The organism is Cellulosimicrobium sp. NPDC030954 (assembly GCF_055571305.1).
In genome coordinates, this window is record NZ_JBVIFN010000009.1 from 153,523 (window position 1) to 163,788 (window position 10,266).

Sequence of the window (10,266 nt, forward strand, 5' to 3'; positions counted from 1 at the left end):
CCGCACCCCAGCATCCCGAGACCGGAGGACGACCATGACCGACGCCACGACGACCACGACCGACGCCACGACGACCACGAGCCGCCCGGCGGCACCCCGACCCGGTGGTGCCGTCGGGGGACCGGCCCCCCGGACGATGCGGGCGGCGGTGTTCCACGAGCACGGCGGACCGGAGGTCCTCCGGGTCGCGGAGGTGCCCGTCCCGACGCCGTCCCCGGACCAGGTCCTGATCCAGGTGTCCCACGCGGGCGTGAACTTCGCGGAGGTGATGTTCCGGCGCGGGCAGATCGGCGTCGGTCTCCCGCACGTCCCCGGCCTCGAGGTGGCCGGGACCGTCCTCGAGGTCGGCGCCGAGGTGACCTCGGTGGTGCCGGGCGACCGGGTCGCGGCGCTCACGCTCGCGGGCGGTGGCGGCGCCGAGCTGGCGGTGGCGGAGGCGCGCCACGTCGTCGTCCTCGACGGCCCGCTCGCGGGCCTGTCGTCCGCGGTCGCGGCGGGCGCGGTGTGCAACGTGACGACCGCGTGGGGCGCGGTCCGGCTCGCGGGCCGCCCGGTCGCGGGCGAGCGCGTCGTGGTCCTCGCCGCCGCCGGGGGCGTCGGCTCGGCGGTCGCGGCGCTCTGCGCGGCGGCAGGGGCGCAGGTCGTCGGGGTCGTGGGCAGCGCGGACAAGCGCGCGGCCCTGCCGACCGACGTCTTCGCCGAGCGGTGGACGTACGACGAGCTGCTCGCGTCCGGCGAGTCGTTCGACGTCGTGTTCGACGCGGTGGGAGGCCCGGCGCGGGCCGCGCTCGTCTCCCGGGTCGCGGTGCTCGGCCGCTACGTCGTCTTCGGTGACGCGGCCCGGGCGGACACGAGCGTCGCGCTCGACGACGTCTGGTTCTCGGGAGCCGCCTTCGTGGGCTACAACCTCGGCGCGGTCGCGTTCGGGAGCTCCGTGCCGCTGGCCGACCACATGGGGGCCGCGCTCCGTTCCGTCGCCGACGGGACGGTCCCGGTCGAGCCCGTCGTCCTCCGGCTCGAGGACGTCGCCGAGGCGCACCGTCGTCTGGAGGGCCGCGAGACGACCGGCAAGATCGTCCTCGACCTCGGGGGCGTGCCGGCCTGATGGACGTCCTCCACGTCGGCGGGCTCGTGGTCGAGCGCGAGGTGTTCGGGGAGCACTTCGCGACGAGCTGCTACCTCGTCCATCCGCTCGACGGTGCGGCGTCGATCCTCGTCGACCCCGGCCAGGGCGCCGCGGGGTGGGTCGAGGACCGCCTCTCGGCCACCGGGCGCGAGCTCGCCGCGGTGCTCGTGACGCACGGGCACATGGACCACACCTGGGACGCCCGCGCCGTCACGCTGGCGCGCCCGGCTCCCGTCTACGTCCATCCGCTCGACCGGCCGTACCTGGAGCGACCCGAGGCGGCCCTCGCGGCGCACTTCCCGGGCGCCCTCCTCGACGGGCATCCCCGCCGGGTGCCCGACGACTGCCGGGACGTCCCGCCGGACGGGCTCGAGCTGGCGGGCGTCCCGGTCTCCGTCCACCACACCCCCGGGCACACGCCCGGGTCGGTGTGCTTCGGGATCGGCCGCGGCCCCGTGGTCGTGGCGACCGGCGACACGGTCCTCGAGAGCGGTCCGGGGCCCGTGTTCCCGCCGCTCGGCGACGTGCGGGACCACGAGCGGTCGCTCGCGGCGCTCGCGGTCGTGCTCCGTGGCGCCCGCGCGGTCCTCCCCGGGCACGGCCGGTGCGTGCCCCTGAGGGACGGCAGTGACAATGGGCATATAGACGACAGAACGCTGTGATAGCCTGACGAGAAGTTTCCCAATATCTGAGACGCGGTCCCTGCATGAACCCACTAGACGACGAGCTCGATCGTCGGATCGGCACCCGCATCAAGCGAGCAGAGCAGCTCCTGATGGCCACGAAGGCGCGAGCCCTGAAGCCCTTCGACATCACGGTCCCCCAGTACGCGACGCTGCTCTACCTGCGGTACGTCCCGGCGGCGTCGGCCGCGCAGCTCGCTCGTGCGAGCCTCGTGAGCCCGCAGACCATGGCGACCATCCTCGGCAACCTGGAGGGCAAGGGCCTGGTCGAGCGGACGGCGTCCCTGTTCCACCAGAAGGTCCTGGAGACCCGGTTGACGGAGGCGGGCCGCCGGGTCGTCGACGAGGCGGACCTCGCCGCGCGGGCGATCGAGGACCGGATGCTCGACGCGGTGACGGCGGACGAGGCCGCGCAGCTCAAGTCGCTCCTCGACCGGGTCATGGCGGCGATCGACGAGGCGCCGGACGTGCGGGACGCCTCCGCGTGAGCCGGGTCCGCGGTCGTCCGCGGGCGACCGCGTGGATCAGGTCGAGCACCGTGCTCGGCGCGGGTTCCCGGCGGTTCGCCGTGCTCGGCGACGGGGACCGCGCCCACCTCGAGACGCTCGCCCCGGTCCGGCGCGCGCGGAGCGCGACCGCGCTCGTCCTCGTCCGCGAGCTGCTCAGGACGTACGTGCCCGACCACCGGCAGGCCGAGGTGCGGCGTGACCGGGGCCGACCGGAGGTGGCGGCCGCGGGAGTGGACCTGTCGGTCTCCCACTCGGGCGACCTGGTCGTCGCGGTCGTGGGCGCCGGGCTGCGCGTCGGCGTCGACGTCCAGCGGGTGGAGCCGCGCTGGGACGTGGCCGGCCTGAGCGGGAGGGTGCTGCACGAGCGCGAGACCCGGCTCGTCGGCGGCGCGCCGGACGACGCGGCGGCACGCTTCGCGGAGATGTGGGCCCGCAAGGAGGCGTACGTCAAGCTCACGGGGACCGGGATCGACGAGGCCGTGACGCGCCTGGACACGTCGCGCCTCGGGCCGTCGCGCTCGGCGCGCGACGCGAGCGGGCCGACGGAGGTCGCGACGGCCCCGCAGGGGTCGCCGACCGTGACGTCGACGTGGGTCGGCGGGTACGCGCTCGCCGTCGCGCTCGCGCCCGGCGTGCAGGGGTGACGCCGGTCAGCGGTCCTGGGCCTTGGGCACGACGGCCGAGACGGCGAAGTTGATAAGCCCGATGATGAGGGCCGCGAGCAGGGCCCACCAGAACCCGCCGACGATGCGGATGCCCCAGTCCGTCTGCTCCGTGATCCACGCGGTGAGCATGAGCATGAGCGCGTTGACGACGAGCGAGAACAGCCCCAGCGTGAGGATGTAGAGGGGGATGGACAGGATCTGGACGATCGGCTTGATGACGGCGTTCACCAGCGAGTAGAGCAGCGCCACCACGAGGATGATGACGACCTGCCCGCCGGCGGTGTCGGAGCCGACGATCTGGAAGTGCTCGTCGATGAACAGGCTCGTGAGCCAGATCGCGAGACCGGTGACGAGGACGCGGACGACGAAGCTCATGCCGCCATCCAACCATCAACCGCCGACGATCACCGTGGGACATCCCGGTCCGACGACGTTCCCGCCGTGGACGGTCGTGTCGCCGACGCGGGCGGCGGGGAGGCCGCCGAGCAGCACGGTCGCGCTGCCGACCGCGATGCCGTTGGGCGCGGGCGACGCGCACACCACGCCGGTCCCGTTGGCGACCGCCGCCGGGCGCCCGCCGACGAGCACGGTCGGCACGCAGGCGGCGGGCGTCACCGGGCCGCCGACGTGCGGCTTGGGTCCGTCGGACAGCGGGCAGACGACCTGGTCGCCGGCGCACGCCGCGGGTCCGGTCGGCATCAGGGGGCGGCGGCCGGCTCGGCGGCCTCGTCGGGGGTGAACATCGTGCCGCCGAAGTACATGGACGTGTCGCAGGCCGTGGGGGCCGGGTCCTCGCCGAGCGGCGCGCCCGGCTGGCGGCACGTGACCTCGAGCGTGAGCTCGGACCCTCCGTCGAGCGTGATCGGGGACTGGAAGTGGTAGTCGAGGTCGCGGAAGTTCTCGAGCGCGAAGTCGAGGAACGGGTCGTCGTCCTGCGCGATCGTGAGGCGGCCGAAGTCGCCCTGCGGGTTGCTGAGGATCACGTCGTCGATCGTCAGCGTCGCGCCCTCGGGGACCTCGAACGTGACGGTCTCGGTCTCTCCCGCGGCGGGCTGCGCGTCGAGCCGTTGCCGGACGGGGACCGACGTGCCGGACGGCGGGACGAACGCCGCGACCGCCTCCTCGGTGTCGGCGAGGGTCGTGCCGGCCTCGGTCGCGGCGACCTTCGCGTCGGACGCCGCGCCGGCGGCCTGCTGCGCCGCACCCGACGCCTGCTGCGCCGCCTGCTGGGCGGCCTCGGCCGCCTCCTGCGCCTCGGAGAGGTCGTCGCGCACCGCCGCCTGGGCGGCCGAGGTGATGGCCGGCTTGAGCAGCGTGAACCACAGCACGGCGAGGACGGCGAGCAGCGCGAGGAGGGCCAGCAGCGCCTTGAGGAACCACTTCGGCAGGAGCGCCGTCTGCACGAACGCGCCGTCGAGCGTGACGGGCACGGTGTTGTCGGCCGCGACCTGGACCACGAACGGGAGCGTCTTGTCCGGGCCGCGCCAGAACGTGCGGTGCGGCCGCACGCGGACGGTGGAGAACCGCGCGGTGCCCGGGTCGACCACGAGGTGGGGCTCGGGGACGCGGAACGTGAGCTCGTCGGTCCCGTCGGCGCACGCGAGCAGCACCGTCACGGGAGCGTTCCCGCGGTTGTCCACCGCGACCTGGTGCCGACCGGACCGACGGCCGTGCGTGGTGCGCGGGACGAGCTCCGCCGTCGTGTCGAGGAAGGGCAGGACCTCGACCACGCCCTCGGGGACGACCGCCTCGTCGGGGTGCTCGAGCGGGACGACCCGGATGCCGAAGTCGAGCTGCCCGGCGGGGACGTCGGCGGTGCGCGGCGGGCGGAACGTCACGGCCTGTTCTTCTCGAGCACCCGCGACGACCCGCTCGGCGACATCTACCCCGTGCGCCTGACCGACGTGCCCTCGCCGAGCCCGCCCCGACCGGGCCGACGGCGCCGGCGCCCGACGTCGTGCGCCTGACCGACGACCCGGGGGCCGACACGCAGCCAGTGCTGGCCGACACGCCGTACGCCCGCACGAGGGTGCTCTTCACGACCACCCGGTACGACCCGGCGGGCTCGCTCGCGACGTTCGCGCTGCCGGACGCGTGGGGGTGGGGCTACTCGGTCGTGTCCGAGGTCGTGGAGGTGGGCGCCGACCTGCCCGGGCCCGTCGTGGGCGAGGCGAGCGTGCGCCAGGTCGAGCTCGACGGGGGCGGCGTCGGCCTGCTGGTCGCGTTCACCGCGCGGGACGGCGGCACCGGCCTGCCCGCGTTGTGGGTCGCCTTCGTGCGGGTGTGGGTCGAGCAGGTGGACGACGACGGCGACGGGTACCCGGACCGGGAGGTCCACGGCACCGGGCTCGCCGGCGTGTGGCGGGTGCCGGCGGACGGGGGCGCGTCGCACCCGGACTGGGTGACGGTGACCGAGCCGGCACCGGACGGCGAGCCCGGCCCCTCGCCCGAGCCGAGCCCGACGGCCGGGCCGGGACCGGGCGGGGCGGTGCTGCGGTTCACGCAGCGCACGGGGCACCGCGCCGTGGCGGACGCGGTGGTCGGCGGCGACGGCACGGTCCGTTGGCTCGGCGGCGCGGGCCGGACCGACGACTCCGGCCCAGACCCGGTCGGAGGCGCTCGCGAGGAGGTGCTCCAGCTCCGTCTCGAGCGGCGTCCCGACGAGCTCGTGCGCGTCGTCGACCACGACGAGGAGCGGGCGGGTCCCGGCGCGCGCGAGGTCGGAGACGTCGCGGAGGTCCGTGGGGCGCCGCCCGCCGGCCGCCGCCGGGACGGGGCCCCGCACGCGGACCTGGACCGTCCCGTGCGGGTAGCGCTCGGCCCGGACCCAGACCACGTCGCGCCCGTGGTCGCGCGCCTGGCCCCGGGCGAGCTGCGCGAGCAGCGTCGTCTTGCCGTACCCCTGGGGAGCCACGACGAGGGCGCGGGGCGCGGTGCCGAGAGGACGGACGAGGCGCGGGCGCTCCATGCCCCACACCCCGGGCACAGGGGCGTCGGGGGCCGGGACCTCGTCGTGGGCGCTCACCGGGCTCGCGAACCTCTCTGCAGCGAAGGGGTCGTCCGATCATAGGAACGTCGCCCGCGGGCGGCGCGCCGGTTGTCGCACACGGGCGCTTTGTCCGGCCGGTTCACCCGCTGTGCCCGCCGGTCCCGGTTGCTGGCATGCTTGAGGACCGTGGCCCACGAACCCCGCGTCCCCCTGCGTCCCGCCGTCGCCGCGCTGCCGGCCTACGTCCCCGGGGCCCGCGTCGCCCCGGGCGCGGCGGCGTTCAAGCTCTCCTCCAACGAGAACCCGTACCCGCCGCTGCCGTCGGTCGTCGCCGCGATCGCCGACGCCGCCGCGGACGTGAACCGCTACCCGGACATGTACGCGACCGAGCTCACCGAGGCGCTCGCGGCCGACCTGGGCGTCGGCGCGGACGAGGTCGTCGTGGGCAACGGCTCGGTCGCGGTGCTGGCGCACGTGCTGCAGACGGTCGTCGAGCCGGGCGACGAGGTCGTGTACCCGTGGCGCTCGTTCGAGGCCTACCCGATCGCGGTCGCGGTCGCGGGCGGCACGTCGGTCCAGGTGCCGCTGCGGACGGGGGCGGACGCCGGCCGCCTCGACCTGCCCGCGATGGCCGCGGCGATCACCGGGCGCACGCGCGTCGTGATGGTGTGCACGCCCAACAACCCCACCGGCCCGGTCGTGCACCGCGACGAGCTCGACACGTTCCTCGCGGCGGTGCCGTCGGACGTGCTGGTCGTGCTCGACGAGGCGTACCTCGAGTTCGTGCGGGACCCCGAGGTCCCCGACGGCCTCGCGGTGTACGCGCAGCACCCGAACGTCGTGCTGCTGCGCACGTTCTCCAAGGCGTACGGCCTGGCGGGACTGCGCGTGGGCTACGCCGTCGCGCGCCCGCGGCTCGCGGCGGGGATCCGCGCGGTGTCGACGCCGTTCGGCGTCTCCCACGTCGCGCAGCGCGCGGCCATCGCGTCGCTCGCGGCGCGCGACGAGCTGCTGCAGCGGGTCGAGCACCTCGTCGCCGACCGCGCGCGCCTCGTCGAGGGCCTGCGCGACCAGGGCTGGGCGCTGCCGGAGTCGCAGGCGAACTTCGTCTGGTTCGACCTGGGCGAGCGGACCATGCAGCGCGCCGAGGAGGCGCGCGCCGCCGGGGCGATCGTGCGCCCGTTCGCGGGCGAGGGGCTGCGCGTGAGCGTCGGCGAGCCGGAGGCGACGGACCTGTTCCTGCGCGTGAGCGCCACCTGGTTGTAGGTCAGCTCTTCGCCCGGTCAGGCGAGAGGACCTGGACGAGCTCCTCGAACGGGCGGAAGTCGTCCCGGTTCGCGGTCATCACCGCGGCGCCGTGCCGGTGCGCCTGCGCGGCGATGAGGGCGTCCTTGCCACGCACCCGAGAGCCTGTGACGCGGCCCTTGGCGTGTGCTGCGAGCAGGCCGTAGGACCGCGTGCAGTCGAGGTCGAAGTCGATCCAGTCGAACCGGTCGTCCAGGTCGTTGAGGTGCCGACGGCGCTCGGCTGCCTGCGCGGAGGAGCGCGCGGCGCGGATCCCGAACTCGAGCTCGGCCCGGGAGAAGATGCTCGCGCCGTACGAGGCCTGCGGATCGAGAGCGTGACGGGCCAGGTCGACGAGGACGTTCGTGTCGAGCAGGACGATCACGTCCGGTCCTCCCACGGGTCGCGGACGAGATCGTCGTCGCGTGCGTGCTCGATCTGGCTCACCAACCCCGCGACGTTCTCCGGACTCATCGGGGGGATGCCCACGAGGTCGCGCCCGAGGACCCATCGGGCGCTCCGGCGACCGCGGTCGGGGACGAGTCGGACACCGGTGGGATTCCCGTACGCCGTGACCTCGATCTCCTGGCCCGTGTCCAGGACGCGGCGGATGACGGCGTGGGGGTTCTGCTTGAGCTCGCGGGTGCCGACGGTCTCCATGCAACCAGGCTACGACCGCATGTAGACGTTGGTCTACACCCCGGTGATCGCCCGGGTTGCCGCGGGTCGCGAGCGCGAGAACACTCGCGAGCATGGACAACGTCGAGTACGACCAGTTCGTGGACGAGTACGGGTGGGCCTTCGGCACCGCCGCGCTGGTCGTCTACGTCGCCGTGGCGGTGATCTTCCTCGTCGCCTACATCCGGATCATCCAGAAGGCCGGCTACTCGGGCTGGTGGATCCTCGTCGGCCTCGTGCCGATCCTCAACGTCGTCATGTTCCTCGTCTTCGCGTTCTCGCGCTGGCCCGTGCTGCGCGAGCGCGACGCGCTGCGCGCGGGCGGCGCGTACCCGCGCTAGGGCGTGTCTCCCAACGGTGAGTACGGGCGCGCGGCAGAATCTCGGCGGTGAGTCGGTTCCAGGCCTTGACGGATGAGCAGTGGGAGCGGATCGAGCCGTTGCTGCCGTCGAATGCGGGCAAGGTCGGTCGTCCGTTCGGGGATCACCGCACGGTGGTTGAGGGCATCGCTTATCGGTATCGGACTGGGATCCCGTGGCGCGATCTGCCCCGTGAGGTGTTCGGGCCATGGCAGACGGTGTGGAAGCGGCACAAGAGGTTCGCCGAGGACGGCACCTGGGACCGCATCCTGTCCCAGCTGATGGCCGAGGCCGACGCCGCGGGCCAGGTCGACTGGACCGTGTCGGTGGACTCCACGATCAACCGCGCACACCAGCATGCGACGAACACGAGGCGCCCGGAGCAAGACACAGGGGGCGACGTCGAATCACAAGAACCGTGGGACCGAGGCGGTCAACAGTGAACCTGCTGGTCACGGCATCGGTCGGTCCCGCGGCGGGCTGACAAGCAAGATCCACCACGCCGTCGACGGGCGAGGCCGCCCGCTGGCGGTTGTCGTGACTCCGGGGCAGTCCCATGATGGACGAGCGTTGGAGCTCGTGCTCGCCGACATCTGGGTTCCACGACTTGGTGCGGGTCGACCGCGGACAACCCCCGATGCTGTGCTCGCAGACAAGGCGTACTCCTCACGCGGGAGCCGGGCGATGCTGCGTAGGCGCGGAATCCGAGTCGTGATCCCCGAACCGTCCGACCAGCAGGCGAACCGGAAACGGCGAGGTGCGATGGGTGGTCGCCCGCCGAAGCTCGACCGGGAGACCTACAAGCGGCGCAACGTGGTCGAGCGGTCCTTCAACCTGCTCAAGCAGTGGCGGGGCCTGGCAACCCGATACGACAAGCACGCCGTTGTCTACCGCGCCGGAGCCGTCCTGGCCGCAATTGTTGTCTGGCTTCGCAGCTAAGCGACTGGTTCTGCGAACCTATTTTGGCGTGCTGTCGTGCCCCAGCGCAGCCATCACGAGGAGGCACGCGCCAGCATCACTCCCGACCAAAGACAGTGCAGCAGGCCTGCCTGAGTGGGCTTTGACACCTTCGATACGGTTCGGGGATGAAGTTCGAGTGGACACAACCGTTTCGGTGGGGCCTCCTCCTGGCTTTCGACGAACGGGAGTCCTTCGACCTGCCTACGGGCCTTGGCGACGAGGCGATCACCTCGTCAGCGTCTTGCCTAGCCGTACCGGTGCTACATGCAGCCGACATCGACATCCCGGATGACTGGCCCGAGGACGTGACCCTTCCGTCGGCGATGGTGACCGTGGCGGTCGTCGTCGGTGAGCCCTTTCCATTGGATGACGCGGCGGAGTTCGACGGGCAGCTGAATTGCCCGTCAGGGCGCCTCGCGATCGGGGACGCCGAGAATGAGCGCGTCGTCGACGTCCCTCGAGGGCAAATACGAGTGCAGGTCATCAGAGAGCCACTCGAGTACGCGAGCCACGTGACGATGCGCATCGGCGCCCCGGAGCCGACTGATGTCCGGACGTAGAGGCTTGAGTCCATGGGCCGTGTCGCACCAAGCCCTCTACTGGCCCCGCCAACCCATTCAGGCCTCGGATCACAGCGCTAGCGACGCACTCGGCAAGGTCCGGCACGAGGGAATCGAACGGGGCGCCGCTCAACTCGAGTAGGGAGACACGCCCTAGGCCCTGTCCTGCGAATGTTCTTGGCATGTGTCCGGTAATGTCCGGGTTGTGGGTGTGGGGCGTGGTGAGCTGACTGACACGGCGTGGGCGCGGATCGAGCCGCTGCTGCCGGTCGTGACCGGGCGTGGTGGGCGCTGGCGTGATCACCGGCAGGTGATCAACGCGATCTTGTGGCGGCTGCGCACCGGGGCGCCGTGGCGCGACGTGCCGGCCAAGTACGGCCCATGGAAGACGGCGCACGAGCGGTTGCGGTTGTGGACCGCGGACGGTACCTGGGACAAGATCTTGGACCACGT

The 10,266-nt window shown here is 73.0% G+C and carries 15 protein-coding genes; 10 read left to right on the forward strand and 5 right to left on the reverse strand.

The window, feature by feature from the left end; genetic code table 11:
- Positions 1–34 precede the first annotated feature (34 nt).
- From ACZ402_RS16745 to ACZ402_RS16760, 4 genes are read left to right on the forward strand one after another with little or no spacing between them, the layout of a single operon-like run.
- Positions 35–1,105 carry a quinone oxidoreductase family protein gene (locus ACZ402_RS16745; RefSeq protein ID WP_375823971.1) on the forward strand — a complete coding sequence of 357 codons (1,071 nt, stop codon included), beginning with the start codon at positions 35–37 and terminating at the stop codon, positions 1,103–1,105.
- Positions 1,105–1,788, forward strand: a complete 684-nt coding sequence (locus tag ACZ402_RS16750; protein ID WP_375823970.1) for an MBL fold metallo-hydrolase — start codon at positions 1,105–1,107, stop codon at positions 1,786–1,788. The genes ACZ402_RS16745 and ACZ402_RS16750 overlap by 1 nt, the downstream gene beginning before the upstream one ends.
- A 44-nt stretch (positions 1,789–1,832) precedes the next feature.
- Positions 1,833–2,297, forward strand: a complete 465-nt coding sequence (locus tag ACZ402_RS16755; protein WP_375823969.1) for a MarR family winged helix-turn-helix transcriptional regulator — start codon at positions 1,833–1,835, stop codon at positions 2,295–2,297.
- Positions 2,294–2,962, forward strand: a complete 669-nt coding sequence (locus ACZ402_RS16760) for a 4'-phosphopantetheinyl transferase family protein (RefSeq protein WP_375823968.1) — start codon at positions 2,294–2,296, stop codon at positions 2,960–2,962. Before ACZ402_RS16755 ends, ACZ402_RS16760 begins: the two co-directional genes overlap by 4 nt.
- A gap of 6 nt (positions 2,963–2,968) precedes the next feature.
- Here ACZ402_RS16760 and ACZ402_RS16765 read toward each other — a convergent pair whose 3' ends face one another.
- From ACZ402_RS16765 to ACZ402_RS16775, 3 genes are read right to left on the reverse strand one after another with little or no spacing between them, the layout of a single operon-like run.
- Positions 2,969–3,358 carry a phage holin family protein gene (locus ACZ402_RS16765; RefSeq protein ID WP_141389947.1) on the reverse strand — a complete coding sequence of 130 codons (390 nt, stop codon included), beginning with the start codon at positions 3,356–3,358 and terminating at the stop codon, positions 2,969–2,971.
- 15 nt (positions 3,359–3,373) lie between these two features.
- Positions 3,374–3,682: a PAAR domain-containing protein gene (locus ACZ402_RS16770; protein WP_375823967.1), complete on the reverse strand. Its 309-nt coding sequence runs from the start codon at positions 3,680–3,682 to the stop codon at positions 3,374–3,376.
- Positions 3,682–4,821 carry a hypothetical protein gene (locus tag ACZ402_RS16775; protein ID WP_375823966.1) on the reverse strand — a complete coding sequence of 380 codons (1,140 nt, stop codon included), beginning with the start codon at positions 4,819–4,821 and terminating at the stop codon, positions 3,682–3,684. Before ACZ402_RS16775 ends, ACZ402_RS16770 begins: the two co-directional genes overlap by 1 nt.
- 158 nt (positions 4,822–4,979) lie before the next feature.
- Between ACZ402_RS16775 and ACZ402_RS16780 the strand changes: the two genes are divergently transcribed.
- Together ACZ402_RS16780 and hisC are read left to right on the forward strand one after the other, a co-directional pair.
- Positions 4,980–6,053, forward strand: coding sequence for a hypothetical protein (locus tag ACZ402_RS16780; protein WP_375823965.1), 1,074 nt, complete (start codon positions 4,980–4,982; stop codon positions 6,051–6,053).
- 105 nt (positions 6,054–6,158) lie between these two features.
- Complete coding sequence (hisC, locus tag ACZ402_RS16785) at positions 6,159–7,238, forward strand: histidinol-phosphate transaminase (protein WP_375823963.1); 1,080 nt, start codon at positions 6,159–6,161, stop codon at positions 7,236–7,238.
- 1 nt (position 7,239) lies between these two features.
- On the opposite strand, the gene ACZ402_RS16790 is transcribed toward hisC, so the two are convergent.
- Both ACZ402_RS16790 and ACZ402_RS16795 read right to left on the reverse strand, forming a co-directional pair.
- Positions 7,240–7,641 (reverse strand): PIN domain-containing protein, encoded by a 402-nt coding sequence (locus ACZ402_RS16790; RefSeq protein ID WP_375823962.1) that lies wholly within the window; start codon positions 7,639–7,641, stop codon positions 7,240–7,242.
- Positions 7,638–7,916 (reverse strand): type II toxin-antitoxin system Phd/YefM family antitoxin, encoded by a 279-nt coding sequence (locus ACZ402_RS16795; protein WP_375823961.1) that lies wholly within the window; start codon positions 7,914–7,916, stop codon positions 7,638–7,640. The genes ACZ402_RS16790 and ACZ402_RS16795 overlap by 4 nt, the downstream gene beginning before the upstream one ends.
- Positions 7,917–8,008: 92 nt before the next feature.
- Here ACZ402_RS16795 and ACZ402_RS16800 point away from each other — a divergent pair, with 92 nt between their 5' ends.
- The 4 genes from ACZ402_RS16800 to ACZ402_RS16815 form a co-directional block, all read left to right on the forward strand.
- Positions 8,009–8,275, forward strand: a complete 267-nt coding sequence (locus ACZ402_RS16800; protein WP_375823960.1) for a DUF805 domain-containing protein — start codon at positions 8,009–8,011, stop codon at positions 8,273–8,275.
- Between the two features lie 47 nt (positions 8,276–8,322).
- A protein-coding gene (locus ACZ402_RS16805; protein WP_375823959.1) for an IS5 family transposase occupies positions 8,323–9,232 on the forward strand; the annotation gives its coding sequence in 2 pieces (ribosomal slippage) (positions 8,323–8,685 and positions 8,687–9,232; 909 coding nt in all).
- Positions 9,233–9,378: 146 nt separating this feature from the next.
- Positions 9,379–9,813 (forward strand): hypothetical protein, encoded by a 435-nt coding sequence (locus ACZ402_RS16810; protein WP_375823957.1) that lies wholly within the window; start codon positions 9,379–9,381, stop codon positions 9,811–9,813.
- 211 nt (positions 9,814–10,024) lie between these two features.
- Positions 10,025–10,266: transposase (locus ACZ402_RS16815; protein ID WP_465285906.1), on the forward strand; the 242-nt coding region annotated here is incomplete at its 3' end.